Below are 26,893 nucleotides of genomic sequence, written 5' to 3'. Positions count from 1 at the left end.
CATGAATACACCATTCTATCAATGCAGAAACCTTTGGCAAAGGCGATTTCAAAGGTGGGGAAAATCCATATCCACTAAAAAGACTGGCAATAGCCAGCCAACTGAAATCCCTTATTCAACTACTAAACTTAACATATTTCCCGGATTCATTTTTCCGAAAGCATGGCACCAATCGCTCCTACAAATGGGCCTCTTTCAAGGAAATGAGGGGTGTAGTCCATCATTTTTCTGAATGTTGAAAGCCTTTTTCTAAAATATGTATTTCCTTCAATGGCCCCTCCCACAAACACGATGTCCTTGACTCCCTTGGACTGCGCCGCCTGAGTGGAGAGGAGTACGATTGTCTCCGCTGCCATATTAGTGACAGCAGCCATTTGATCTTCCTTTGAAAATGAATCCATTCCAAAAGCCTTTCCAAAGTTGGCTGCTGTCAGGTCACCCGGGATGGGCGTTTCATCTGATTCAAAAATATCACGCACTTGAAGATCCAATCTTCCTGTCTGCCCTTCTTCTGCAAGCTCCATTAGTTCATGAAAATTTGTGCTTCCGGTCAATAATCGGCCAAGACCGAGGATAGATCCTCCCCCAATTCCACTGCCAAGGAGCCTCTCCCCTTTTCCTTGATGGATATACTGAATGGATGTTCCTGTTCCAATCATGGTCAAGATGTAGGCATCCATTGCATTCTTTTCTTCTTTCAGCAAGAAATCTGTCCCGATTGCCGTGGCCTCAAACTCCGGAATGACCTCACTTCCTTGAAATTGATTTCGCAGCTTCTCAGCTTTACCTCCTGTTAAAACCACTTTATGTTTCATGCCGAGAAAAGAAATCCATTTTATAAAATCGTCTGTTTTATCATTACTGTACATTTTTGTATGAAGCATCCCATTTTCATGATAAGCAATCTTAACGAGCGAACCGCCCGCATCTATACCAATTTGTCTTTTTTCCATTTTTTATTCCCCGCCATTTTCTTCTGTCTCTCTTGTATCTTAAAATTCCATACCCTCTATGAATGTGGGTTGAATCAGCCATCTAGGTAATTCTGTTCCCGATCGTTAAATTCCTTCTCAGAGATTGGAATTATTAAAGGAGGCTATTGCTTCCTTCTCCCCCACCATCCTTTTGATTTAAAGTAGAAAGCAATGCCCGCACCTATCCCTGCCATCAGAATCAATCCATATAAGTAGCCGTATCGCCATTTCAATTCAGGCATGTTCATAAAATTCATCCCATATAAACCTGCTATGAAGGTCATAGGGATAAAAATGACGCTGAATAAGGTCAATGTTTTCATTATAGCATTTGAATGATCAGCTTTTAGGGTCATCTGTAAATTGAATATACTGTCCAAATTCGCTCTAAATCCATCAATTCCATTGATGACACGTGTGAAGCTATTATTCAATGATTGAAAATAAAATCCTGCATTTTCATTTATGAATGGAAACTCAGATCCTGCCATCGTTTCCATCATATTTCCCTGCGCTTCGATTCCGTTTCTCAAATGATGAAGAGTCCTTTTCCAGCGATACACTTTCCGGGCAATCCCATTATCAAATGGCTGATCAAAGACATCTCTCTCAAGCTTTTGGATAGAGTCGGCAATTCGATCGATCATTTTTAAATCTACCATAGTGACTTTATTAAATATATGAAAAAGAATAAGTCCAACAGATTTCATATGCTCTGGATTCTGCAGCAAATCGGGCATTAACTGTTCCAGCAGCCCTATTTTTTCTTCCTCTTTTGTGATGACAAAATTCTCTCCTGCGAGGATGGTAATTTTGGCTTCTGTAAAATCATCCTGTATGGCAAACAGCGTCATGACGGCTACATTTTTATATACATTCACCTTGGGGATATCATCAAACTTCGACAACTCTTCCTTTGCCAATGGATGGATATCAAGGCTTTTTAAAAATAAGTCGAATTTATCCTTCTTCTCTGGTTTAAAATGAATCCATATGATATCTTCCTTCGAGTCAGGAAGCTCTAAGCTTTCTTCTTCCCTTACACTTTGATCTTTCGAGGAATATTTCAGCATATACCCAACTCCTTCCAAAACCACAATGATTCTATCCTTCATTATGTGGAGAGTTTATAAATACCATACTTAAAGGCAAAAAGAACGCAGCAATCATTTTGCTGCGTTCCCCTGCTACCCTATAAATCTGAATTCTGTATAGCTGCCACTCTGGCTGCTGATAACCTCAAGTCGTGCATCGATGCGCTCCTTTAATTCAGGAACATGTGAAATGACTCCGACAAGCCTTCCACTGTTTTGAATATCCATTAAAGCATCAATGGCATTATCTAATGACTCGGGATCCAATGTACCAAATCCTTCATCGATGAACATCGTTTCCAAGGATACTCCCCCAGCATGCTGCTGGACCACATCAGCCAGACCTAATGCAAGAGCCAGTGAGGCTTTAAAGCTTTCTCCCCCGGATAGCGTCTTTACATGCCGTTCCTGACCGGTATACTGGTCAAAAATCAACAGCTCCAGTCCGCTCTGGACATTCCCTTTCGATCTGTCTGTCTTCCTTAATAATTGATATCTGCCGCTGGTCATTTTTGAAAGTCTTCCGTTGGCAATTTTTAAGATTTCATCGAGGAAAGAAGCCAGGACAAACCGTTCAAACGTCAATCGATATGTGTTTTGGCCCCTTGCCATATCTGAAAGATGACCAATCACTTGGTAGCGGTTTTCAGCTTCCTTCATCTCTGAATGAATCTCACTGACTTTAGCTAAAATCGATTTATTTTCTTTTATACGGATAGCAAGATTCGTCAATTCATCCTGCTTTTGCCCAAGTTCGGAAGAAAGCTCTTTAAAGGATTCCTGAAGCGCTGCCAAGTCTGGAAGGATCTTATCCTTTAGATTAAGAGCAAGTTCATGGAATCTGTCCGTAACAGAACGAAGCTCTTCTCCGTAATCCTTCACTACTTTTTCCAATGCTTGTATTTCTGTTTCAGTCTGTTTGGCATCCGCATACTCCTGATAATTAGCGAAACCTTGTTCTTCAAGCATCGTTTTAAAATTTTCACGTTCTTCTGTCAGTGATTGTTCCGATTTATTGACAGCTTCATGTAAATAGTCCATCTTGGATTGGATGCCTGAAAAAGTTTCTTTTAATTCCTGATGGCTCTTTCTGGCATTTTCCATTGCCTGTTCAAGTGTTTGCTTTTGATTTATCGCTTCTGCTAATTTCATTTGAAAGACATCCATACTCCGAAGCTCCTCTGGGATGCTTTCCTTTAACCTCTGCAGTTCAGTCCTCTTTTCTATAAACCTCTCGTTTGACAATGCATGGAGCTTCTCCAATTCTTCTAAACGCTTCTGCATTTCCATTCTGGCAGACTCCACCGCAGCTATTTGCTGCTTGATTTTTTCATCTTCTGCTACAGCTGCATTCACTTTTTGGAGATTAGCTTTTAAGGATTCCTTTTTGTCTCTTATCTCTTGTTGGATGATGTCAATGGAATCCATTTGAAAATGAGGAATGAGTCCGGATACTGAAACCTCCATTTCATTAATCGATTCTTGCAGCATTTCCATTCTTGCTTTTGCTTGATAAAGCTCGTTTTCTACTTTTGCCTTATCTGATTCTGCCATTTTGACAGAATCCTTTGCTGCATTTAAATCGGATTCTGAAGGAATGTTTTCATCTATTTCAGCAGGTTGAGGATGATGGTTCGAACCGCAAACTGGACATGCATCTCCATTGACCAATTCCTTCGCTAATAACCCTGCTTGACCATGCCTCCATTTATTCTCCAAATAGTTCAAAGTATCTTTGGCATCATCAAGGGTTTTGGAAAATTTTTTTACCTTTTCTTCTACAAAGATGACATTCTTTCGATTTGCACCGTTTTGAGTGATAGAATTAGTCAGCTTGTCCAAAAGCTGAAGTTGATGATCCAGCTTATCTGTTTCAGCGGTGTATTCAAGTTTTGCATAGCGCGCTTTTTCCACTGATTCTTTTCTTTCTTTAAGAAATTCCGAACGGTCATCAAGTTCTTCCAATGTTTTTTTACTTTCATTAATCTTTTTGAGTGCAAGCTCTTGCTCTTGCTGTAATTTGATGGTTTCAGAATGCAGAGAATCAAATATCTTGATTTCCTCTTTCAAATTATTCAGGTACACAACCTTTTCAGCTGCCAGATTTCTTTCAGCATCTCTTTTTTCTTCTCGAATATAGTTTTCCAGGGCAGCTTCAAGAGCCTTTTCAATTTCTATTTTTTGTCCCTTAATTTGATTTAACCGATTAACATTCTCATTATAGTCTCTCCGAAGTCGATGACAAAGTTCTTCTTGCTGCTGCAAACGGGCGGCTTTATAAGCAGAGGCAATGTCCTGTTTCTTCTTTTCCATTTCATCTTTCTTTGATTCCAATTCATTCTTCCTTGTTTCGAATTCGTTTTTTTGCTTAGCTTGTTGGTGCAGATTCTCCGCCTTATAAATGGTCTTCTGCAGTTCATCCCTTTTATTTTGAAGTCCTTCCACCTTTTCTTTCATAGATATGGACTCCACTTCCATAACTTCAATCGCTTTACGTGCCAATGGAATAATTAAATGATCATTTAGCTGTTCTTCTTGAATCGCAGCTTCTAGTTCAGTATCATCCCCTGAGTGCAGCTGCTGCAGCAGACTGTTTCTTTGGACAATTTGTCTTTCCACTGTCTTTTTTAACTCGGCTGCCTCCTCCTTAAGCTTTTCTTCTATTTTTTTATAAAATTCAGTATGGAAGAGCCTTTGGAGAATTTGCTCCTTGTCTTTACTGTCAGAAACAAGCAGTTTTCGGAATTCCCCCTGTGGGATCATCAAGATTTGCCTGAATTGATTCGCATCCAGCTGAACGATTTCTTTTATTTTTTCATCGACTTCCCTCACGTTCGAACCAAGGAGCTTTTGGGTGCCGTCTTCTTCTATCTTAAATAATTCCGCTTTTGCGCCTACAGTTGTAAAACCTTCCCCACGTTCTTTTTTCTTGTCTTGTTGTGGAGCTCTCATGATGGAATAAGTTTCGCCGCGCAATGAGAAGAGCAGGGAGACTTCTGTTGGAGTCGAATCGTGAGAAAACTGGCTGCGCAGATCAGGACCATTTCTATCGTCGCCGCTTGCTTTACCGAAAATGGCATAGCTGATTCCATCAAAAATGGTTGTCTTTCCAGCTCCGGTTTTCCCGGAAATCACAAACATCGTCCTATTTTCAAGTTTCGTGAAATCTATCATTTCAGTCCCTGCATATGGACCGAATGCCTGCATAGTAAGCTGTAATGGTCTCACTTCCGTTCTGCCTCCCCTTTTACGACTGATATCACTGATTCCATGATTTCTCTCTTTTCCTCTGAAAAATCAAGTGTTGTCATTTCTTGATAAAAGCTTTCAAAAAGCTCCAACTCTGATTTTTTCTCGCTTCTTATGGATTGGAATACCTGCTTCTGCTTCATATCCATCACATCGATTTTCCTTTCAAGGTGAAGGACATTCGGATAGATTTGCCTCAATTTATTGATGGGGTCAATTAATGCACCTTCATCATGGAGGGTCACTTTTAAATAATCATCAATTTTTTGTTTTTGGTAAAAAGCCGGATCGAGCAATTCCTCAAGACATCCCTCAATTTCCCTCATATCCCTTGCAGGAGAAAGCAGGCGTTCTTCGATATTGATGTCCCCTTTTGAGTCAACATGGATAATGGAAACACTTTTCCTCTGCTTTGCTTCTGAAAAGGAGTATTTCAATAGAGATCCAGAATACCGGACACTATCATGTCTTAGAGCGTCAGGGCTATGCAGATGTCCCAGCGCTGCATAGTTGAACAGACTAAATAAATCGGATGTAACACATCCTGATCCACCCACTGATAAAGTCCTCTCAGATTCGGTTTCTTTTCCACCTAATACAAAGGCATGCCCTACAAATATATTAGGACTGTCCAAATCAATTTGGCCTTCTATTTTGCCGATCACTGATTTCATTGCATCTTGATGAGAATGAATGGATTCATCCTGCAGAATTTGTCTGACGAGCCCCGGTTCTGCATAAGGGACCAGATGAAAATATACATCATTAAGCCTGATGGGGCTGAAATCATCAGTCAATTTCCCTTTTAGATAAAAATGGCTGTGTTTATACCAGGACGTACCGAACGAAAGGCGTTCTGCACTATCATGGTTGCCTGAAATGGCAATAATCGGAGTATTTAACTCGACGTTGATTTTAAATAGGATATCATTCAGTAAATCCACGGCATCAGTTGGAGGAATGGAGCGGTCATAAAGGTCGCCGGCAATGATGACGGCATCCGGTTTTTCCTCCTCAACGAGTTGAACAAACTGCTCAAGGACTACCCGCTGTTCTTCTGTCATATAAATGCCATGCACCAGCTTTCCTAAATGCCAGTCGGCAGTATGTATAAATTTCATAAACTATCACCTCATGTTTCTTATTTGATTAAGCGCTCTTTATTTGTCCACTTCTGTTTTAAGGTTTATGACGATTACTCCTGCGATGATCAATATAATTCCTGCAAGGGTAGCCGTACTGATTTTTTCTTTCCATACTAAGACCCCTATGATGGCTGTGGCGGCGGTTCCTGCTCCTGACCAAATAGCATAGGCAATACTGAGCGGGATCATTTTCAGCGAAAGGGATAGAAATAAAAAGGCAGATGCAAATCCCATGAGGACACCGATTGCCGGTCCTGCTTTTGTAAAGCCATCCGAAGCCTTCAGCATAGATGTACCGAACAATTCAGAAACAATGGCCGCAGCCAAAAAAATGTATGCTTTCATTTTATCCCCTCCAATACCCCATATCTAGTATACTGAAAAACTCTCAGAAATTGAGATTAAATAGTTCAACTACAATGCTTATTATCAGGTAAAATAGGATTATGAATTTCTTTATGCGAGGGATGTTTGTGCATCGTATCAAAACGAAGAAAGAGAAGAAAGAAGGATTTTTCTTTTCACTTTTAGAAGAATTCTTTTGGGAAGTCCTAATAAATGGTATCTTGTTCCTTTTCCGAGCCATCGGCCGCCTATTTATCCGTATCATCAGCTCCTTTTGGAATTAAGGCAAAAGAGAAGCGGTTCTCCGCTTCTCTTTTTGTCATCATTCATCTTCTCACATTTCATCGAATCTCATTTTCTTTTTCTTCATCAGATATTGAAGTGCTGTTTTGAAATTTGAGTGTGCTGTGAATGGGAAAGCTATTCCCGAATCAATAATATCCCTGATGATATGTGGCGCAAAGCCCACATATAGTGGTTCCACTCCCATCAATTTCAAAGAATGCGAGATATCTGAAACCTCTTTAGCCAACTGGCCGTATCCAAGCTCTTCTATTTCTGAATGTCCGATCCCAGTAAAATCTATGATGGCAGTATCAATATCCTGTTCATAGACTGAATTCAAGATTCTTTCCCTGACATTGCTTAGTCGATTTTCATCCAGTCTCCCAGTAAGAGGAACCAGAATGGTGCTTGGGACAATGGAAGGGATAATTGGTGCTGAAATATCCTGCAGTATTTTTTCGTATTTTTCAATCTTCCGTTCGAGTTCCTGGACATATTCTTGGTTAATCAATACTATTGCTCCTTTTATACATAATATGAATAGTATGGCTCACTATGGCAGCCACTTCTTGATTATCCCATTATACCATTTATGATAGTCATTGATGAACCAATTGCATCAATTAAGAATTTTATTCCATTTTTTATCATTCAAGGATATAATATGTATTTGCTTAGAATCATTTTTTTGTTTGTATTAGGGGGGCTTTTAATGATAGAAGTAAGAAATATCAGCAAGCAATATCGGTTGTTCGAAAGGGACCCCGGCTTAAAAGGGGCAATTAAAGCATTATTCAAACGGAAATATATCATCAAAAAAGCCGTAAAGGATATCAGCTTCTCTATCCCAAAAGGGGAAATCGTCGGCTATATCGGTTCGAATGGGGCAGGTAAATCCACCACCATCAAAATGATGAGTGGAATATTGACTCCTGAATCAGGAGAGGTCAAAGTCAATGGCATCATTCCCTACAAGGACAGAGTATCCAATGCTAAACATATCGGTGCTGTATTCGGACAGCGTTCTCAGTTATTCTGGGATATTCCTGTGCAGGAGTCGATGGAGTTACTGAAGCATATCTACGAAATTCCGCAAGATATATTCGAGCGAAACATGAATCAGTTCAAGGAAGTTCTAGACTTGGAACCCCTTCTCCCCATCCCTGTCCGCCAGCTGTCTTTAGGGCAGAAAATGAGATGTGAACTTGCAGCAGCCTTTCTTCATGATCCTTCTGTCGTTTATTTAGATGAGCCTACCATCGGCTTGGATGCCTCAGTAAAAGTAAAAATCAGGGAATTTGTAAAGAAAATGAATAAAGAACATCAGACTACAATCATCCTGACCACACACGATATGCAGGATATTGAAGAGCTTTGCAGCCGCATCATCATCATTGATAAAGGGACGATCATTTATGATGGTTCACTGATAGAGTTAAAAGCAAGCACCAGATATAACAGGACCATTCAGCTGGAATTGGATCAAAACGAAACTGATTTTCACCTTCCATCCAGATTGCATCACCAAGTGGCTGTAGAGAACCAGGAAATCGAGTCTTCAATAGCACTTCATTATAACAGCCTTGCTATTTCGGCTGGAGAAATCATGAAAGAAATCATGAATATGTACCAAGTAAAAGATTTTACAGTCACAGAACTCGGAATAGAGGCAGTGGTGCAGGAAATATATGAACGGGGGATGGAGCCTTGCGCAAGTATTGGGAACTATTAATCTCTCAAATCAAAGTGGATACTGCGTATATGGCTTGGTATTGGGCTGATATGTTCTCATCCATCCTGAGGCTGTTCATCATGTATTTCTTCTGGGCAGCTGTCTATGAAAATAAGAGTGACTTTTCCGACATCTCTTTCCAATCCATGATCACTTACGTTGTCATTGCCATGATCATGGAGAATTTTGTGACAGGACCCGGGAATACTTTAGCGCATAATATTAAAAACGGGGACATTGCCCTGGAACTCCTAAAACCTTATGATTACTTGACGAAACTGGTCTTTATGGACTTCGGCTCAAAGGCAAGCGCTTTATTCAGGGCCTCTATTCCTGTTTTCATCATCGCTGTACTGTTTGTTCACGTGCAGACCCCTGTCTCATGGGCCAGTTTCCTCTTATTCATTCCAAGCGCAATAATTGGCATGCTGATAGGAAGCCAAGTTGATCTCACCATAGGCGTCCTGGCCTTTTGGACAGTCAATGTATGGGGCTTGAGAGTACTCAGGGAAGCCGTTACAAAATTTTTCTCAGGAGCATTGATTCCATTGGCTCTCTTTCCAGAATGGTTCCAACAAATCAGCAACTACCTGCCATTCCAATCCATGATCTATGTACCGGTAGCCATTTATACAGGACAGATCCCTTTAGGACATGAGGCAATTTTATTGGTCTTCATCCAATGCGCATGGCTCCTGGGCATCTATTTCCTTGTCAGGATGGTATGGTCGCTGGCAGTAAAAAAAGTCACAGTCTTCGGAGGCTGACATGTTTTATAAAATAAAACGTTATTCTTTTCTCTATTCAAAATATTTCTCTAACCATCTGAAAGTGATGATGGAGTATAAAGGTGATTTCATCATTGGCATGCTGTCTGTATTTATCCAGCAAATCACTTCTATCTTTTTCTTAAAAATCGTATTTGATCACATTACAGTATTAAAAGGCTGGACGTTTTACGAAATTCTCTTTATTTACGCCATTGCTTTTTTGGGGAGGTCCATCCATCATATATTCTTTGACAACCTTTGGACCGTAGGATGGCAATACATTCGCTCCGGCACGTTTGACAGATTATTATTGCGGCCGGTCAATCCATTGTTTCAAATCATCTCAGAACGTGTCCAGCAGGATGGTTTTGGCCAGCTGATTATCGGAATAATCATTTTAGCCACCGCCAACAGCCACTTAGACATTCATTGGACAGCAGGTTCAATTTTCATGCTTGTCCTGTTCATACTTTCAAGCGGAATGATCTTTGTCGCTTTAAATTTATTTTTCATCACATTTTCTTTTTGGATGATTGATAGTCTGCCCATTGTCGTTTCTATATTCCAGTTCAGTGATTTTGCACGGTATCCTGTTTCCATTTATCCAAAATTGTTGACGATCGTCATAACCTGGTTGATCCCTTATGGATTTACTGCCTTTTATCCTGCTGCTTATTTCTTTGAGAACCAGGAATATCATCTTTACGCAATTTTGACACCACTAATTTCTTTTGCCTGGGTGCTCCTTTCCTATCGTTTTTGGTGCTATGGCGTTAAAAACTTTGCAAGTACCGGAAGCTGAAAAAATCCCCCTGAACCTACTATTTTTGATCAGGGGAATTTTGTTTGTTTAATTCTACTATTCGCAAATGGATGATATAAAGATACCCAAGATGCATAAAAAAATCATTGCCTCCGCACGGTTCTGCCTGCATGATTTTAAGAATAATTGCAGCTTCTATTTCCAGCTTCCCAACGTCTTTGCAGCGTTGTATTCTATCATAGAATATAGCCAATCTTCCTTCCTCCTACTGTTCGCTTTCTAATAATCTATGTAGGGGAAAGGTCAGTCGTATAGATGTATTATAGTGTTCAAAAGCACATATTATTATTAAGATTTAGAGCGTAAATAAAAAAGGACCCCCTGCATATGCAGAGGGTCCTCAATAATTAGTTAACGTCGTTTGTGATGCTTGCAGTTGTCAATCCTGCTTTTTCAAGGAGAGAACCAATTTTTTCATCTGCAGATGCTAATTTTTCATTAGCAGCATCAAGGTTTGCGTCAGCGCCTTTTTTAAGCTCTTCAGCTTTCATAGAATAAGAATCTTTAAGATCAGTCAAAGCTGCTTCTAAATCAGATTTGTAATCTTTTAAAGAATCAGGAACTGTTACTTCACCGATTTTTCCGGCAACCGCTTCAGCAGAAGCTGCAGCATTTGGAGCCATAGCTGCTAGATCTTCTTTTTTCGTATCTTCTTTTGCAGCAGCTGCTTCATAATTTTGAAGGTCAGTATCAGCTGAATTAATAGTACCAGTCAAGTTCATGTAGAAATCAATCATGTCAGATTGAACATTTTCTTTGCTGGACTCAGCTGTTTCAGTATCTTTTGTATCTTTCTTGTCTGTTGATTTTTCTCCATCACTTGAACAGCCTGCTGCTACAGATACTGCCAACAATAGAGTTAAGCCTAACCACCATAATTTTTTCATAGGTGATCAACCTCCATTTCCCTTTTTAAATTTTTTCCCTAATCCCTGGTCGCTTCTTATCTATGTAGAAGTCCCCGATGTTCAGCAGAAGTTTATCCCCCCTGCCGAGATTCATCATATCACGGTGAGAAATAATGGTAAAGGAATATTTCATCAAATTCAAAAAGCTCCAATATTAAAAATATTTACACTATTCAACTAATTATTTCCAGCGATTTCACCTTCTCTTCCCCTCATAAATCACTTGTCTTCTTAATTCAATATTGTCTATAATAATAACGACAATATAGGAACGTGAAATAATTTGAGGTGAAAAAAAGTGGGTACTACACTTAGCGGATGGTTTTTGATTTTTATCCTTTTCTGGATTGTTGTACTTGTCTCTTCCTTCGCCATCGGTGGATTTTTTATGTTTCGGAAATTTTTAAAAAGAATGCCGAAGCAAGATGGAAAATCCGATCTGGATTGGGAAGAATATTATGTCAGTCAAACAAAACAGCTATGGAAACAGGATAAAAAAGAATTGCTGGAAGAGCTCGTCAGCCCGGTTCCCGATTTATTCAGGGATGTTGCCCGGCAGAAGATTGCCGGAAAGATAGGTCAGATAGCAATAAATGAACAAGCAGATGCGATTTCAATGGACCATGTCATACGCGGATATATCGAGGCAACCCCGAAAAGAGATCATAAATTTCTTAAAAAAAAGCTCCAAGAATTAAATATTGATTTCCATCCTTACAAACACCTTTTCTAAAAGGTGTTTTTCTTTTTGTAAAAAATTATATACGAAGTGAATGGATTTATTGTAAAATTTTACTATATAGAGAAACTGGGGGTATAAAATGAATCCACAAACAGATAGAAAGTCCACGTTTTTTATTCCGGGGGGAATCATCATTATATTGTCTTCTTTGATTTCACCCCTCTTCCTTGGAGAAATGTTAAGGGAGATATTTTATAAACCTGAAAACACATTTGTATTCGGCTCAAGTCCGATGACTTATATTGTGTTTACAGCCTCAATCGCCCTGATAGGGGTTGGGATGCTCTTCATACCCATTCATTCCATAAAAAAGTGGATACCTGCCATAGTGATCCTTGCGGCAGTAGCAGGATCTTTTGTAAGTATCGATGAATATCATTACGGAACTGCAGATGGATTTTATTACAATGGTTTGCTTACCCTGAAAGAAAAAGAAGTGAAATGGGCAGACGTAAAAAAAATGGAGCAGGTTTACGTAAAAAAACGCGGGACACAAGTACCCAAGAAATTGATATTCAACTTAAATGACGGAGAGCAAGTAAGTTTTGACTTTGACAGAAGGCTATATGATTCCAGAAGAGAGATCGATGCTTATGTTACCTCAGCAGGAGGCAAATCCGTCATTGAAGTATTGGACAGTATGAAAGATGTGAAATAGGAAGAAATGAAAGACCCACTGTACGGGTTTGTACGGTGGGTCTTGATTATTGTATCGATTATATTGATTTTGTCGGAAATGGGCCATCCAGCTGGCCGAGCAGCTTCTTATATTGTAAATACATCGCCACTCTCCATGGAACAATCATGCCGAACGCCAAAATCCAAAACATGCCGCTCAATTGACCATAATCAATCGTTTTACTTAAGAAAGCTTTCATCACAAGCCGTATCAATAAGAGGCCGATCAATATAAAGGCAAAAGCTTTAGAACGTTTTAAGTAAATATCATTTTCTTTAATTTCAAATTTAGATGTTTTAATCAGCAATATTGAAAATACCATTCCTACCGTCACTGCTTCTAGGAGCTCAGCCAATGTCACCCTAAAGAACGGAAACAGAAACATCAATGCGCCCGTACTCATAAAAATGGGCGGCAGAATGATTTTTCGGCCTGATACTGGTTTTTTAGAAGCTTTCATTCGTACAAATATGACAAGGGACCCCATTAGTACAGCAATTATGGATGAGGCAATCAACATGTTCATCATCCCTCTTTCATCTAGTAAACATTGTATTTATTTGCTCCAGTTCAGCCTCTTCCTAAATTAATATAAGAAAAGACAAACTGCGATTTATATTATATCTCATTCAGGACAAAAAGAAAAACCATTCAGGAAAAAATCCCAATGGTCATTTCGTCAAGACAACACTCGGCTGATGGCTTCAACCACCCTGCTTTCATCAAAAGGCTTCACGATGAAATCCTTAGCACCAGCTTCAATGGCTTCCATAACTGTTTTCTGGACACTCATAGCAGAACATACAATGATTTTTGCTTTTGGATGTCGCTCTAAAATCTGTTTTGTTGCTTCAAGCCCGTTCATTTCAGGCATTGTAATATCCATTGTAACAATATCAGGCTGCAGTTGATCAAATAACTCGACTGCTTCACGGCCATTTTCGGCTTCACCGACTACAACATGCTCCGTGTTCTTTAACATATTTGCAAGTGTCATCCTCATGAACTTTGCATCATCTACAATCAATACCGTCGCCACTGATGATCCCCCTCGTATTCCCATTCGATGCGTTTCATAGTCAAAAAGTAATGATTATTTAGAAAAAAATACCACATCAATAAATATATCAAATTTTCTAACTCTTTATCAATACTTATTACAGAAAAATGAAATAAAATGACTAGAAACCTGTAAATCCTCCAGTAAGATAACTGAAAAGTCCTATAATGGCAGTCATCCAATTGAAAAATAAGACGATTCCCATAACAATCATGATATAACCGCCAATTTTCACGATTTTCATACTATGCCTTCGAATCCATTTCATCTTTCCGATAAAGAAGGACAGAATGAAAAACGGCACTGCAAAACCAAGTGTATATGCAATCATGTAAGCAATAGCAGATCCTGGATGAGAAGCAGCCATATAAATGACTGACATAAGGATCGGACCAGTACAAGGCGTCCATCCTGCAGCAAATGCCATACCAATAAGGATTGAGCCTACATAGCCTGCTGGTCTATTCTTGAACTCCAAGCGCCGATCCTTCATTAAAAACTCAGGCTTCAACAATCCAATGACCATCAAACCAAAAAGAACCATAAAAATCGCTCCGAATTGACGGATCAAATCCTGATAAAGATTAAAAAATCCACCTACTGCCGATGTCCCAAATCCGATTGCAATGAATATGGATGAGAAACCAAGTAAAAAAAAGAGAGTATGCAAGAGACTTCTCTTTTGCAGCATTGCATTTTCGGTTTTCAATTCGTTAACGGACATTCCAGTTATGTAAGATAAAAAAGCTGGGTACAGCGGCAGACAGCAAGGAGAAATAAAACTTAAAAATCCAGCCCCGAACGCTAGAAAAATAGTTACATCACTCAATCAAAACAACTCCCAGTATTTTCTTTGCCTTTATTCTATCAAACTTAATTGAAAAATATGTATTTATTAAATATGAAGTTTTTGTGGCAGTTGCTTCCTTTTCAAATTTCAAAAAACCGCTTACCAGTAATCCCAAGGGGTGAATCGACTTTTTCGTTTTTTAAGCCAGGTGAAAAATTTAAATCATTTCCCTTTAAAAAGTGTAAACAATTGGGTATACTATAAAAAACAAGTTACAAGAATTTGAAAATATGTACTAGATTAGGATATATTTCCTCTGTCCAGTGAAATACTTTTGGAAAGGACAAGCAGCCGTGTCTAAACAGCAATTACTTGATAAAATTGAACAAAAGCGTGCGGACTTGATTCAGATTGCTTGTGAGCAAGGACTAAATTCTACCCTAGCCATCGAGTATAGTCAAGAATTGGACCGCTTATTAAATGACTATAATCGTTTATTCTTGAGTTCAACTTCACAAAACAAATCTTATCTTTCCCCACAACCATTATAATCCAATATCAAAAGGCTAAAAACCATCAATAAAAGGAAGCAGACAATCCTGCTTCCTTTTTTATATCCTGTTGTGTTTCATTCTGTTTGGATCCATCTAGTGAGGAAAAGTGCCATTGATATATAGGTGAGAAATAGCAATAGTAGAAAGACAGGTACAGACAAAGAATCTTGAACGAGCATCTTTAACCCTCCTATTTTAATTGTTCCAAAGGTATCGGGAAGAGCAAAAAGAAAATGATGGCTCCCAGCAGAGATAGTGAAATGGCAAAATACGGCTTTCTATAATGGATCGTCAAAACAATGAACAAGATTAGATTAAGCCAAATATTGTACCAGCCTCCCCACCCATTTCCATACACATACATCCCTTTATGGGCAAAGAGTGTTTCAAGTACTGTAAAGAACACGACCCAGACAGCCATGTACAATGCCCTATTCTTTGTAGTATGCGGCAATCGCTGCAGATATATGACAAGTGCAGCCGGACAGATAAAAAATGTAAAGGCCAAGTTGATGATCGTATGATTCAGCCAATCAAGGGTGACACCCCTGAAGGCCCATAAAGTGTGCTGATAATAGAGCATATTATAAGTCATGTTGATAACAATAAAGAACAATATAGTTGGATACTGTTCCTTTACTGATTCCCACCGAATAAACTTATAAGCAAAAAAGCACCAAACAAGTATAACCAAAAGCAAATACATAGATATAGTCTCCTCAACAAAATAAAAACTACCTGTTAGTTTTGCCAAGATACCCAACAAATAATCAATCAAAATTATGCAGCAAGCAAAAAAGCACCCAATTGGGTGCTTTTTGCTGACAAATTCTATTTACATAGTGCTTGTCCTTATTGATGGATGATTACTTGGATTGTTTGTTCATTGCAGCCATCATTTGATTGATTTTCTTTTGGGACGGCTTCATACCCATTTGCATCATCATCATTTTCAGCATCTGTTCATTGATTGGTGGATTTTTCTTTAGGTAGCTCATCATGTATTTGCGAGCAATGAAAAATCCTAGCGCGACACCGACAAGCAATGCAAGGACGCCCACTAGAATAAATTGCCATAACATAGGATAATTTCCTCCTTCGTGTTGTCTACTTAACAGTGTACTAAACCACAAGACATTATACAATATATCAGTAATTTTTTCTCCTATAATTCATCAATTTAAACGTACTTTCTTTCTTTTATAGGCTTTACCCAGCCAAATCTTTGGTTTTCCAAATCAATTGCCAGCAATCGCCCATCGAATTGGCGCAGAACCTCGAAAAATGCAAATTCCGAATCATAGCTGCCCCAGGCGCATAATTGCAGAGATCTCTCATGCCAAAGCAATTCCGCTCCATTCACTTTCGTCGTCAAACCAACTTGATAGGAGCATCCATCAAACGAGAAATCTTTCCTCTTTTGAAGGTGATTGATCAATAACCTGTGAAATGGAAGAAATGGTATGGACTTCGTAATATAGTTCACTTGCATATCGAGAATCGTCTTTAATTCACCGATGGAATTTTGATGTTCATGAAACAATTGGTAGAACATTTTTTCCCTTCCGTAATAATGTCCGGCAAACTCATCCTCTATGAAATAAATTTGATAGGAACGCAAAATGAATCACTCCCAGCCATATCCTTTTTTTCATTATAGACAAGTGGCATCGTGGTGATTGTCATAAGCTGTCAACAACTTCTTACTAATTTTGTCGAAAGTATTAATATTTCCTAATTTATTCTTGTTTGAGGCGGCGTATTCCTTCTTTTTTATGTAAATGTTTGAAAATAATCCACAAAATTTCTCAAAAAAACAAGGCTGCATCAACAGCCCTTGTAAGATCGATCTATTAACTTAAAAATTATTTTTGAAGCAAGGCTTTAACACGCGCAACTACGTTTTCAACAGAGAAGCCAAATTCCTTCAACACAACATCTCCAGGGGCAGAAGCACCAAAGTGGTCAATGCCTAATACTTCCCCTTCGTCTCCTGTGTAGCGTTCCCAGCCGAATGGAGCAGCCATTTCGATAGCCAGACGCTTTTTAACGTCCTTAGGAAGAACAGACTCTTTATATGAAGCATCTTGTTTTTCGAATCGGTCCCAAGAAGGCATACTGATGACAGAAACATTGATGCCTTCTGAAGCTAATGCAGTTTGTGCATCAACGGCCAGGCTTACTTCAGAACCAGTTGCAAGAAGTAAAGCATCTGGTGAACCTTTACCTGCAGGTGAAACCACATATGCTCCTTTTTCTACACCTTGCTGAGCTTTTTCAGCAGTATTCTTTAATGTAGGAAGTCCCTGTCTTGTAAGCACTAGTGCAGTTGGGTTTTCTTTAGATGTTATCGCAATTCTCCATGCAGCAGCAGCTTCATTTCCGTCGGCCGGACGTATGACGGACAAGTTAGGCATTGTGCGCAAGGAAGGAAGCTGTTCGATCGGTTCATGAGTCGGTCCATCCTCTCCAACAGCCACACTATCATGTGTGAAGACATATGTTACAGGCAGTCCCATGAGAGCTGCTAAACGAATGGCAGGACGAAGATAATCCGAGAATACGAAGAATGTACCTCCGAAAACATTCACTCCACCATGCAGCGCCATTCCATTCATAGCCGCTCCCATAGCGAATTCACGAACACCAAACCAGATATTGCGTCCCTCAAATGTTTCAGGGGTAAAATCCTTCTCCCCTTTGATCATTGTATTATTTGAACCTGCAAGGTCAGCAGATCCGCCGATTAGTGTCGGAAGATTTTTAGCAATGCCATTTAATACCTCTCCACTGGAAGCACGGCTAGCTAATTTTGAACCTTCTTCATATACCGGGATATCTTGATCCCAGCTATCAGGAAGTTCTCCTGCAATTGCAGCTTTTAACTGAGCTCCGAGTTCAGGATACTCTTTTGAGTAGCTTTCGAGAAGATTCTCCCATTCTTCCTGTACTTTTTCCCCTTTGGATACAACTTCTTCTTTAAAGCGGCTGTATACTTCATCAGGAACATAGAAGTCTTCTTCAAATGTCCATTCGTAAGCTTCTTTAGTCAGCTTTCTTTCATCAGCGCCAAGAGGAGCACCATGAACAGCTGATTTTCCAGATTTATTTGGAGCACCATATCCGATGACAGTTTTTACTTCAATCAATGTCGGACGGCTTTCATCAGCTTTTGCTTCTTCCAATACTTTCGCAATAGCTTCCAGGTCGTTGCCATCTTCCACACGCAAGTATTGCCATCCATAAGCTTTAAAGCGGCCTTCAACACTTTCAGAGAATGAACGGTCCAGATCACCGTCAAGCGAAATATCATTGGAATCATAAAGGACTACAAGGCGGCCTAATTTCAAATGAGCTGCAAGGGAAGCCGCTTCTGCAGAGACACCTTCCATTAAGTCTCCATCACCACAAATGCTGTATGTATGATGGTTGATCACTTCGTATTGCCCTTTATTGTAGACACCTGCAAGATGACGTTCTGCCATTGCCATTCCTACAGCCATCGCAATCCCTTGACCGAGTGGGCCTGTAGTAGCCTCTACACCAGCAGTATGCTTATATTCAGGATGTCCAGGAGTTTTGCTTCCCCATTGTCGGAAGTTCTTGATTTCATCCATGCTTAAATCATAGCCGGAAAGATGAAGCAGGCTGTATAAAAGCATTGATCCGTGTCCTGCTGAAAGAACAAAACGATCACGGTTAAACCATTGTGGGTCTTTTGGGTTGTGGTTCATGAAACGCGTCCATAGTGTATAGGCCATTGGTGCAGCCCCCATAGGCATTCCAGGGTGACCTGAATTAGCTTTTTCGATTGCATCGATTGATAGCGTTCTTATTGTATTGACTGATAGTTGATCCATTTTATCAAACATGAAAATACATCCTCTCATTAAGGGAATTCATTCCCTACTATATTAAAACTCTTTTTTCGTTTTCTCAACTAAAACGTCTGACCTCTCAAATATACCAATAATTAGTATTTCTGATGACGCTATTTTTATGTATGGAGAAACACAAAATTTAAACTTACAGATTCCTAAAATGCAAAAAGCCGAGGTCTCCCCCAGCACACTTGTCAATTTAATTTATTTTTACCTTGAATGTCGCGGATTTTCTTTGGTGTGACATCCTCGCCATTTGGATCAATCACTCGAACATTTTCGATAGTATTTTTCATGGAAGAACGAAAGGATTCGAGATATTCCCTGCGCAAGCGAGATTGTTCCTTTGCTTCTTCATTTGAAAGACCTATCCCTTTGGATTTCTTGGACAGTTCATTGATGCGGGCAATCTTTTCCTTTGAAAGCATAGAAAAAGCTCCTTTTCAGTAATTTGGACTACCGACATGTTACTAAAAAAGGGCTTATTTTTCAAGCGATTCGTTTGACTCATCAATTTCTATAGCTTCCATATATTCTTTATATCTCCTATGTACCGTGGCTTTAGACACATCATATCCAAACCCTCTCATCGTAGCAGCAATTTCAGCAAAAGTAAGTTTACTGTTCCTAAGGCGGACTATTTCTGATATAGGAATCTCTTTCTTCTCTCTACCTTCTTCGTTTCCTCTATTTTTAAGGTTTTTTTGAGGCTTATACCCATTTGCCACTGCCCTTTTCATTCCTCGTTTTATTTTGAGGTTATGAATCTTACGCTGATATTCCTCTACCATACTTACGATCTGTAAAACCATAGAATCGGATTCTGAAAGCTGAAGTTCACCATTTTGTGCGAGAGTAAAGACTTTCACTCCGTCTTTCATAATACAATGCAGCAAAGCAATTTTTGCATTCCCTCTCCCCAGCCTTGTTTCATCCTGAATAAAGATGGCATGGACTTCCTCTTCCTTTATCAAATCGAGCATCTCCAATATTCCAGGACGCTCCAGTTGATATCCGCTTTCCTGCTCCTTAATTATCTGCAGAACATTATAGTTCCAGTTCCTTGCTGCATTCAAAAGTTCTTCTTCCTGCCTGGCAAGTGAAGTTTCCTGCGTTTCTTTTGTTGTACTTACCCTGCAGTAAATAATCGCATTCATAAGAATCTCCTTTAATTATTACCGTCCATGGCGATTTCCTTTATTTGAATGGAATCGCTGGCGGGATTGATTTTTTTTGCTGGAATGACGATGGTATCCCCTGCGTTGATTACGTATGATTTTAACCCATTTTCTTTTTGGACCCAAGAAATAAACTGAGGAACGCTCATATCCTGTCCATCAGCATAATCTTCGGCAATAGTCCATAGCGAATCTCCGTCATTGATGACGATCTCTTTTCTATTTGTGTCTTCATTTCCGGAAAATAGCACAAGGCATGTCATTCCGAAAAACATAGTCAATCCACATAGAATAATTGTATAAGAGTATTTTTTCCAAAGTAGTTTTATCATAGCAAATTCCCTCCGAGCAAATATATGTTCGTTTTGTTAATTCGATTATAGAACGCCTGTTCGGAGAAGTCAACATTTATTCGAACTTATGTTTGCATTTTTAGGGAGAACATGCTATAGTCATATTAAGAAAATGGTTAAAAGCGAGGTGCAGCAATTGACGAAACTATCGAAAAGACAGCATGACATCCTTTCTTTCATTAAAGATGAGGTTCGTGCAAAAGGTTATCCACCATCGGTCAGGGAAATTGGCGAGGCGGTAGGGCTGGCGTCCAGTTCAACTGTCCACGGCCACCTTGCAAGATTGGAAGCCAAAGGCCTGATTCGCCGGGATCCGACTAAGCCGCGTGCAATTGAAGTTCTAGAACTTGAAGAAAACTCAATTCCAAAGCCTAATGTCGTTACAGTTCCTTTAATAGGTAAAGTTACAGCCGGTAATCCTATCACTGCCATCGAAAATGTAGAAGAATATTTTCCTTTGCCTGAACGTCTGGCACCTGCAGATGAGCCGGTCTTCATGCTTGAAATCATGGGAGACAGTATGATTGACGCAGGTATCTTAGATGGAGATTTAGTTATCGTGCGCCAGCAAAAGACGGCGAGGAACGGTGAAATCGTTGTTGCAATGACAGAAGAAGATGAAGCGACCGTAAAACGATTCTTCAAGGAAAAAGACTTCGTCAGATTGCAGCCTGAAAACCCCTCAATGGAGCCAATCATATTAAACAATGTCTCTATTTTGGGAAAAGTCATCGGTGTATATCGCCACATACACTAAAAAAAGGATGAAATCATTAATGATTTCATCCTTTTTTATGACAAAAATGATTATTGATCCAACAATCCGAGTCTGTCCAAAATCACCGCTAATTGCCCCCTGGTCACTGGTTCATTCGGACCCCAAGTCCCGTCCGTATGCCCTTTCATTACTCCAGATTTTATCGCTTTTTCAATAGATTCTTTAGCCCAATGTCCTTCGTAGTCTTTTTTCTGCTCGGCCACAGCTTTCAACCCCTTCCCATCATCTAAATCCACGTTCCCTTGGATGCCTTTAACCGAGCCCTTCTCAGTATATTGCCAGCAGGTATACTCATCCCACCTGGAAAAGGAAGGCTCGCTTACATCGTAATGCGCAATCCATAATGGATATTTCGTCAGCGATTCCAATAAATAATTCTTCTGAAAATAGGAATATGAATATATCATTACCATTCCCAAAGACATCCGGACAGTTTCAAGCCATAATCCAGCAAGCTTTGTCAGCTGCTCAGCTTTTAATCCTGCTCCAGTGGTTTCAATATCATAAACATAAGGAAGATCAGCAGGCATATTTCTCACAGTATTGATGAAATGCCTCGCTTCACTTAATGTATTCGATTCATCTATCGGTCTGGCAAAGTGATAGAATCCTACTTTTAATCCTGCTTTTTTAGCTCCCAAATAATACTCTGCTACCTTTGGATCCACATAGGAACTACCCTCTGTCGCTTTCAAGTAGACAAATTCGATTCCATCTGATTTTACTTGATTCCAATCATTCACTTGATTCCAATGGGAGACATCAATGCCTTTCATGCCATCTCCTCCACTCATCCTTTGGCTTTATAAGCTTGTATTATATTATGTTGAAACAATCACTTTGAATCAGATACCGGTCTATACCAAAAAAATAGGCTCCCGGGGCAGCCGGGAGCCTAATGCTTCATTAATACATTTGCATATATTGTTCTCTTTCCCAAGGATGAACTTGAGTGCGGAACATATCCCATTCGATTTCTTTTGCTTCGACGAAGTGTTCGAGGATATGACTTCCAAGCGCTGCTGTCATCACTTCATTTGATTTCAATTGTTCCAGCGCTTGATACAGAGTAGCCGGCAAGTCTTCAATTCCAGCCTCGACTCTTTCTTCTTTATTCATAACATAGATGTTGCGGTCAATCGGAGCAGGGGCAGCCAATTTATTCTTAATGCCATCAAGACCTGCTTTTAATAAAACGGCCATTGCTAAATAAGGATTCGCTGCAGGGTCTACAGATCTCACTTCTACACGTGTGCTCAATCCTCTTGATGCAGGAATTCGGATCAGCGGACTGCGGTTTCTAGCAGACCAGGCAACATAGCAAGGTGCTTCATATCCTGGGACAAGACGCTTGTATGAGTTTACTGTAGGGTTTGTGACAGCTGTAAAGCTTTTCGCATGTTTAATGACGCCTGCAATAAAGTGATAAGCCGTTTCACTCAACTCCAATTTTCCTTTAGTATCAAAGAATGCATTTACACCCTCTTTGAATAGAGAAAGGTTGCAGTGCATTCCAGAGCCATTTACACCGAATAATGGCTTAGGCATGAAAGTGGCATGAAGGCCATGTTTGCGGGCAATCGTTTTAACAACCAATTTAAATGTTTGAATATCATCGCATGCTTCAAGTGCATTGGCATATTTGAAGTCGATTTCATGTTGTCCTGGTGCTACCTCATGGTGAGACGCTTCAATTTCAAATCCCATTTCTTCAAGTTCAAGTACGATATCACGGCGGCAGTTTTCGCCAAGATCTGTCGGAGCCAAGTCAAAATATCCACCATTGTCATTTAATTCAAGAGTAGGTTCACCCTTCTCATCAAGTTTGAACAGGAAAAACTCCGGTTCAGGTCCAAGGTTGAAGTTTGTGAATCCAAGCTCTTCCATTTCCGTCAATATTCTTTTCAGGTTATTACGAGGATCTCCTTCGAATGGCGTTCCATCCGGATTGTAAATATCGCAGATTAAGCGTGCAACTTTCCCTTTTTCCGCTGTCCAAGGGAATACTACCCAAGTATCCAAATCAGGGAAAAGATACATATCTGATTCTTCGATGCGAACAAAACCTTCAATGGATGAACCATCAAACATCATCTTGTTGTCAAGAGCTTTCCCTAGCTGACTGACGGGGATTTCAACATTTTTAATTGTTCCCAAAATATCAGTGAATTGCAGACGAATGAACTTTACATTTTCTTCTTTTGCTAATCTTTGAATGTCTTCCTTAGTGAATTTAGCCATTGAAGATTTCCTCCTTAGAGTTTTCAATTAATTTATTAGTGAAAAAAGCGCGACATGTCACCTTGTCTGAGGGAAGACCTATTGAATCTTCCTGCTTGCTGCAATTCTGCTCTCAGCAGTTTCCGAAGTTCCTCATCAGATAAATCACGTCTTGCATTTTCAGCTTCTTTGTTGGAATGTTCCATTATGACAGCTGTTGATTTCACTTCAAAAATTTTCTTGATTCCCGCCATATTGATTCCGTTATCCAAGAAGTCTTTGATTTCAAGCAGCTTATCAATATCATTTAAGGAAAAAAGGCGGCGATTGCCTTCGGTCCTGGCGGGGGAAATCAGCTCATGCTCTTCATAATAACGAATTTGCCTTGCAGTCAAGTCTGTCAGCTGCATGACGATCCCCATTGGAAATAGAGGCATTGTCCGGCGAATATTACTATTGCTCATATCCCATTGACCCCTTTCAAATCCTTAACTTATGAATCATTATATGCCGTGTTAGATTTAATGTCAATGGGATGTTAGGTTTTCTAACATAAAAAAATCAAAAGAAAAGGATAGCTTAAATCGGCTATCCTTTTGTCTTTATTATAATTACCTTTTATAAAGCAATTAAACCTTTTTCAACTAATCTGTCCACCGCTGAGCTTACTGCGATCTTCACATGAGAATAAGTGATTCCGCCTTGTACATAAGCCACATAAGGAGGTCTTATCGGACCATCTGCAGTCAATTCGATGCTTGCACCTTGGATGAATGTTCCTGCAGCCATGATTACATCGTCTTCATAGCCCGGCATATAATTAGGATATGGCGTAACATGTGAATTGATTGGAGACGCATATTGGATTGCCTGGCAAAATTGAATCATCTTTTCGGCATCATCGAATTGGACAGATTGAATAAGATCCGTCCTTGTGCTATTCCATTTTGGTGAAGTGTTCATACCAAGGCGTTCGAGAAGGGCCGAAGTAAACACAGCTCCTTTTAAAGCTTCACCAACTACGTGTGGTGCTAGGAAAAACCCTTGATACATCTCTTGCAGACTGTATAATGAGGGGCCAGCTTCCGCTCCGATTCCAGGAGACGTCATCCTATAGGAACAGGCTTCAATTAAATCAGCCTTCCCGACAAGATACCCCCCAGTTTTCGCAAGGCCGCCGCCCGGGTTTTTAATCAATGACCCAGCCATCAAGTCTGCTCCAACATGGCAGGGTTCTTTGCCTTCCACAAATTCCCCGTAGCAGTTATCAACGAATACAACAACATCAGGCTTGATTTCTTTTACAAACCGTATCATTTCCTCGATCTCATTTATCGTATATGATGGACGTGTTGCATATCCTTTTGAGCGTTGGATCCCAATCATTTTAGTAGAAGGAGTTATCGCTTTCTCCACTGCATTGTAATCCACTGCGCCATCTTCTGAAAGTGGCACGCTGCTATAGCCGATGCCAAATTCCTTTAATGACCCAACTCCACTTCCCCGGATACCCACAATTTCTTCAAGTGTATCGTAAGGCTTGCCTGTAATATACAGCAAGTCATCCCCAGGTCTTAATATCCCGAATAATGCGATGGAGATTGCATGAGTTCCTGAAATGATCTGCGGACGGACCAATCCTGCTTCCCCGCCGAAAACCTCTCCGTATATTTTTTCTAAAGTATCACGGCCAATATCGTCATATCCATATCCTGTTGTAGGGATGAAGTGAGAATCGCTTACCCGTTTATCTTGAAATGAAGTGAGTACACGAAATTGGTTTTCTTCCGCCATGCGGTTAATTTCTTGATGAATCTGCTGTATTTGTTTTTCTGTTTCCTCGATAATTGGCTTCAATTTTTCCCCGTGTTTTAAAAATTCAAACATGATGTTCTCCTTCTATCGCTTGTATCGTTTGATCGCACCTGTAATCGGGTGATCCAGTAATGAATACCCCTTGGTAAAATATCTTTGCTCTTCTTCCTGAAAGTCAAGCTTCCTCAAGATGGTCTCACTTTTTAGCTGCGAAAGCAATTTTCCTTCAGTTGATGGAATCCATGCTTCATATTCTTCCATCAGTCTTATGGCCATCTCTTCTATTTTTATCAATAGAGCATGACGATCGTTTTCATTATAAGCACTAATCTTAATCTGCTGTGTTTGGGAAGAAGGAATGAACCCTTCATGAATTTGATCGATTTTATTATAAACAGTCAATTGCGGCAAATGGTCCATCTCCAATTCTTTAAGGAGACCATTCACGGTGCTTTGGTGATTTTCATAATCCGGGTTGGAACTGTCTACAACATGAAGCAAGAGATCCGCTTCCTTCACTTCTTCTAGAGTGGATCTGAATGCTGCAATAAGAGTGGTAGGCAAATCTTGGATGAATCCCACAGTATCAGTCAGTAAAGCCGTATAACCGCTCGGCATGACCATTTTCCGAGTCATAGGGTCCAGCGTGGCAAATAATTGGTTTTCTTCATAGGAATCAGCTGCGGATAAACGGTTGAATAAGGTGGATTTCCCAGCATTGGTGTACCCCACCAATGCAATCTGAAATGTTTTATTCTTTTTTCTGCGCTCTCTGTATCTATCCCGGTGCTGGACAATTACCTTCAATTGGTTTTTTATTTCATCAATTTTCCTGCGTATATGCCTCCGGTCAGATTCCAGCTTCGTTTCACCCGGGCCGCGCGTTCCGATACCCCCACCAAGGCGCGACAGTTCAATCCCTTTCCCGCCAAGCCTCGGCAGCATGTATTGAAGCTGAGCAAGTTCCACTTGAAGCTTCCCTTCTTTGGAGCGGGCTCTTTTCGCAAAAATATCCAGGATCAACTGTGTCCGGTCAATTACCCGGCAATTTAATTCTTTTGATAAATTCCTCATTTGGCTGGGGGAAAGTTCATCATTAAAAATGATGAGATCAGGCTCCAACTCTTCTTCGAGTACGGCCAGTTCTTCCAACTTTCCTTTGCCGATGTATGTGGAAGGGTGGATACGATCCCTTTTTTGGGAAATGGAAGCTACGACTTCCCCATCAGCTGTTTTCGTCAATGAAGCCAGCTCTTCCATCGAATAGCTGAAGCGTTCATCATTCTCATTTAACTGGCATCCGGCAAGAATGACTTTTTCATGAATTTTTTCTTCCAAATAGCATCCTTCTTTCTTGCGATTTACTAATCTTCATCTTATCAAAAACATGTTAAAAAAACGAATCTTTCTTTTCTTACTAAAGGTTTCAAAAAAATGGTTGAATTCTTCTAAACACGTGGTAAAATCAGATTTGGCAATCGATGGGCATATGTAACATAGATATTTTGCAAAGAGTAG

The 26,893-nt window shown here is 39.9% G+C and carries 30 protein-coding genes; 7 read left to right on the top strand and 23 right to left on the bottom strand.

Annotated elements, in window-relative coordinates:
- Positions 1-146: 146 nt before the first annotated feature.
- The 6 genes from coaW to ABTV07_RS08665 all read right to left on the bottom strand — a co-directional run bounded on the left by coaW (position 147) and on the right by ABTV07_RS08665 (position 7,603).
- Positions 147-953 carry a type II pantothenate kinase gene (coaW, locus tag ABTV07_RS08690; RefSeq protein WP_433750065.1) on the bottom strand — a complete coding sequence of 269 codons (807 nt, stop codon included), beginning with the start codon at positions 951-953 and terminating at the stop codon, positions 147-149.
- Between the two features lie 143 nt (positions 954-1,096).
- On the bottom strand, positions 1,097-2,047 hold the full coding sequence (locus ABTV07_RS08685; RefSeq protein ID WP_433750062.1) for a magnesium transporter CorA family protein: 951 nt from the start codon (positions 2,045-2,047) through the stop codon (positions 1,097-1,099).
- Positions 2,048-2,161: 114 nt separating this feature from the next.
- On the bottom strand, positions 2,162-5,296 hold the full coding sequence (locus tag ABTV07_RS08680) for an AAA family ATPase (protein ID WP_433750059.1): 3,135 nt from the start codon (positions 5,294-5,296) through the stop codon (positions 2,162-2,164).
- Complete coding sequence (locus ABTV07_RS08675; protein WP_433750056.1) at positions 5,293-6,438, bottom strand: exonuclease SbcCD subunit D; 1,146 nt, start codon at positions 6,436-6,438, stop codon at positions 5,293-5,295. Before ABTV07_RS08675 ends, ABTV07_RS08680 begins: the two co-directional genes overlap by 4 nt.
- Positions 6,439-6,477: 39 nt before the next feature.
- Positions 6,478-6,807, bottom strand: a complete 330-nt coding sequence (locus tag ABTV07_RS08670; protein ID WP_433750054.1) for a DMT family transporter — start codon at positions 6,805-6,807, stop codon at positions 6,478-6,480.
- A gap of 334 nt (positions 6,808-7,141) precedes the next feature.
- Complete coding sequence (locus ABTV07_RS08665; RefSeq protein WP_433750051.1) at positions 7,142-7,603, bottom strand: STAS domain-containing protein; 462 nt, start codon at positions 7,601-7,603, stop codon at positions 7,142-7,144.
- Between the two features lie 201 nt (positions 7,604-7,804).
- Here ABTV07_RS08665 and ABTV07_RS08660 point away from each other — a divergent pair, with 201 nt between their 5' ends.
- Genes ABTV07_RS08660 through ABTV07_RS08650 form a run of 3 tightly spaced genes read left to right on the top strand, consistent with a single transcriptional unit; the run spans position 7,805 to position 10,396 of the window.
- Positions 7,805-8,824 (top strand): ABC transporter ATP-binding protein, encoded by a 1,020-nt coding sequence (locus tag ABTV07_RS08660; protein WP_433750048.1) that lies wholly within the window; start codon positions 7,805-7,807, stop codon positions 8,822-8,824.
- Positions 8,800-9,591, top strand: coding sequence for an ABC transporter permease (locus ABTV07_RS08655; RefSeq protein WP_433750045.1), 792 nt, complete (start codon positions 8,800-8,802; stop codon positions 9,589-9,591). The genes ABTV07_RS08660 and ABTV07_RS08655 overlap by 25 nt, the downstream gene beginning before the upstream one ends.
- Position 9,592: 1 nt before the next feature.
- Entirely contained in the window at positions 9,593-10,396 is an 804-nt protein-coding gene (locus ABTV07_RS08650) for an ABC transporter permease (RefSeq protein ID WP_433750043.1), read from the top strand.
- Positions 10,397-10,415: 19 nt separating this feature from the next.
- Here ABTV07_RS08650 and ABTV07_RS08645 read toward each other — a convergent pair whose 3' ends face one another.
- Together ABTV07_RS08645 and ABTV07_RS08640 are read right to left on the bottom strand one after the other, a co-directional pair.
- Positions 10,416-10,610: a hypothetical protein gene (locus ABTV07_RS08645; RefSeq protein WP_433750041.1), complete on the bottom strand. Its 195-nt coding sequence runs from the start codon at positions 10,608-10,610 to the stop codon at positions 10,416-10,418.
- Positions 10,611-10,764: 154 nt separating this feature from the next.
- Complete coding sequence (locus ABTV07_RS08640; protein ID WP_433750038.1) at positions 10,765-11,304, bottom strand: hypothetical protein; 540 nt, start codon at positions 11,302-11,304, stop codon at positions 10,765-10,767.
- Between the two features lie 319 nt (positions 11,305-11,623).
- Between ABTV07_RS08640 and ABTV07_RS08635 the strand changes: the two genes are divergently transcribed.
- Positions 11,624-12,058, top strand: coding sequence for a DUF2621 domain-containing protein (locus tag ABTV07_RS08635; RefSeq protein ID WP_433750036.1), 435 nt, complete (start codon positions 11,624-11,626; stop codon positions 12,056-12,058).
- An 88-nt stretch (positions 12,059-12,146) separates the two neighbouring features.
- Positions 12,147-12,725 carry a hypothetical protein gene (locus ABTV07_RS08630; protein WP_433750033.1) on the top strand — a complete coding sequence of 193 codons (579 nt, stop codon included), beginning with the start codon at positions 12,147-12,149 and terminating at the stop codon, positions 12,723-12,725.
- Between the two features lie 58 nt (positions 12,726-12,783).
- Here the strand turns inward: ABTV07_RS08630 and ABTV07_RS08625 are convergent, their stop codons facing one another.
- The 3 genes from ABTV07_RS08625 to ABTV07_RS08615 form a co-directional block, all read right to left on the bottom strand.
- Positions 12,784-13,272 carry a CcdC family protein gene (locus tag ABTV07_RS08625; protein WP_433751160.1) on the bottom strand — a complete coding sequence of 163 codons (489 nt, stop codon included), beginning with the start codon at positions 13,270-13,272 and terminating at the stop codon, positions 12,784-12,786.
- A gap of 153 nt (positions 13,273-13,425) precedes the next feature.
- On the bottom strand, positions 13,426-13,785 hold the full coding sequence (locus tag ABTV07_RS08620; protein WP_433750031.1) for a response regulator: 360 nt from the start codon (positions 13,783-13,785) through the stop codon (positions 13,426-13,428).
- Between the two features lie 142 nt (positions 13,786-13,927).
- Complete coding sequence (locus tag ABTV07_RS08615; protein ID WP_433750028.1) at positions 13,928-14,635, bottom strand: cytochrome c biogenesis CcdA family protein; 708 nt, start codon at positions 14,633-14,635, stop codon at positions 13,928-13,930.
- 314 nt (positions 14,636-14,949) lie between these two features.
- Here ABTV07_RS08615 and ABTV07_RS08610 point away from each other — a divergent pair, with 314 nt between their 5' ends.
- Complete coding sequence (locus ABTV07_RS08610; RefSeq protein ID WP_114744788.1) at positions 14,950-15,147, top strand: aspartyl-phosphate phosphatase Spo0E family protein; 198 nt, start codon at positions 14,950-14,952, stop codon at positions 15,145-15,147.
- 193 nt (positions 15,148-15,340) lie between these two features.
- Here the strand turns inward: ABTV07_RS08610 and ABTV07_RS08605 are convergent, their stop codons facing one another.
- The 7 genes from ABTV07_RS08605 to yneA all read right to left on the bottom strand — a co-directional run bounded on the left by ABTV07_RS08605 (position 15,341) and on the right by yneA (position 20,541).
- Positions 15,341-15,856: a CBO0543 family protein gene (locus tag ABTV07_RS08605; RefSeq protein ID WP_433750025.1), complete on the bottom strand. Its 516-nt coding sequence runs from the start codon at positions 15,854-15,856 to the stop codon at positions 15,341-15,343.
- Positions 15,857-16,016: 160 nt separating this feature from the next.
- On the bottom strand, positions 16,017-16,232 hold the full coding sequence (locus tag ABTV07_RS08600) for a YneF family protein (RefSeq protein ID WP_114744254.1): 216 nt from the start codon (positions 16,230-16,232) through the stop codon (positions 16,017-16,019).
- 98 nt (positions 16,233-16,330) lie between these two features.
- The gene (gene sirA, locus ABTV07_RS08595; protein ID WP_433750022.1) at positions 16,331-16,771 is read right to left on the bottom strand and encodes a sporulation inhibitor of replication protein SirA; all 441 of its coding nucleotides are present in this window, start codon (positions 16,769-16,771) and stop codon (positions 16,331-16,333) included.
- Positions 16,772-17,015: 244 nt separating this feature from the next.
- Positions 17,016-19,022 carry a transketolase gene (tkt, locus tag ABTV07_RS08590; protein WP_433750020.1) on the bottom strand — a complete coding sequence of 669 codons (2,007 nt, stop codon included), beginning with the start codon at positions 19,020-19,022 and terminating at the stop codon, positions 17,016-17,018.
- Positions 19,023-19,225: 203 nt separating this feature from the next.
- The gene (locus ABTV07_RS08585; RefSeq protein ID WP_433750017.1) at positions 19,226-19,459 is read right to left on the bottom strand and encodes a DUF896 domain-containing protein; all 234 of its coding nucleotides are present in this window, start codon (positions 19,457-19,459) and stop codon (positions 19,226-19,228) included.
- A 54-nt stretch (positions 19,460-19,513) separates the two neighbouring features.
- Positions 19,514-20,188: a YneB family resolvase-like protein gene (locus tag ABTV07_RS08580; RefSeq protein WP_433750015.1), complete on the bottom strand. Its 675-nt coding sequence runs from the start codon at positions 20,186-20,188 to the stop codon at positions 19,514-19,516.
- A gap of 11 nt (positions 20,189-20,199) precedes the next feature.
- The gene (gene yneA / locus ABTV07_RS08575; RefSeq protein WP_433750012.1) at positions 20,200-20,541 is read right to left on the bottom strand and encodes a cell division suppressor protein YneA; all 342 of its coding nucleotides are present in this window, start codon (positions 20,539-20,541) and stop codon (positions 20,200-20,202) included.
- A gap of 157 nt (positions 20,542-20,698) precedes the next feature.
- Between yneA and lexA the strand changes: the two genes are divergently transcribed.
- Entirely contained in the window at positions 20,699-21,319 is a 621-nt protein-coding gene (lexA, locus tag ABTV07_RS08570; protein WP_433750009.1) for a transcriptional repressor LexA, read from the top strand.
- Positions 21,320-21,369: 50 nt separating this feature from the next.
- Here lexA and ABTV07_RS08565 read toward each other — a convergent pair whose 3' ends face one another.
- From ABTV07_RS08565 to hflX, 5 genes are all read right to left on the bottom strand, one after another.
- Positions 21,370-22,116, bottom strand: a complete 747-nt coding sequence (locus ABTV07_RS08565; RefSeq protein WP_433750007.1) for a GH25 family lysozyme — start codon at positions 22,114-22,116, stop codon at positions 21,370-21,372.
- Positions 22,117-22,246: 130 nt separating this feature from the next.
- Positions 22,247-23,581: a type I glutamate--ammonia ligase gene (gene glnA / locus ABTV07_RS08560; RefSeq protein ID WP_433750004.1), complete on the bottom strand. Its 1,335-nt coding sequence runs from the start codon at positions 23,579-23,581 to the stop codon at positions 22,247-22,249.
- Positions 23,582-23,616: 35 nt separating this feature from the next.
- On the bottom strand, positions 23,617-24,024 hold the full coding sequence (locus ABTV07_RS08555; protein ID WP_433750001.1) for a MerR family transcriptional regulator: 408 nt from the start codon (positions 24,022-24,024) through the stop codon (positions 23,617-23,619).
- Positions 24,025-24,178: 154 nt separating this feature from the next.
- On the bottom strand, positions 24,179-25,447 hold the full coding sequence (locus tag ABTV07_RS08550; RefSeq protein WP_433749999.1) for an aminotransferase class I/II-fold pyridoxal phosphate-dependent enzyme: 1,269 nt from the start codon (positions 25,445-25,447) through the stop codon (positions 24,179-24,181).
- Positions 25,448-25,459: 12 nt separating this feature from the next.
- Positions 25,460-26,713, bottom strand: coding sequence for a GTPase HflX (hflX, locus tag ABTV07_RS08545; RefSeq protein WP_433749997.1), 1,254 nt, complete (start codon positions 26,711-26,713; stop codon positions 25,460-25,462).
- Positions 26,714-26,893 lie beyond the last annotated feature (180 nt).

Source organism: Falsibacillus pallidus (assembly GCF_050990905.1).
Classification (GTDB): domain Bacteria; phylum Bacillota; class Bacilli; order Bacillales; family DSM-25281; genus Falsibacillus; species Falsibacillus pallidus_A.
This window is presented reverse-complemented; position numbering and strand designations above follow the sequence as displayed.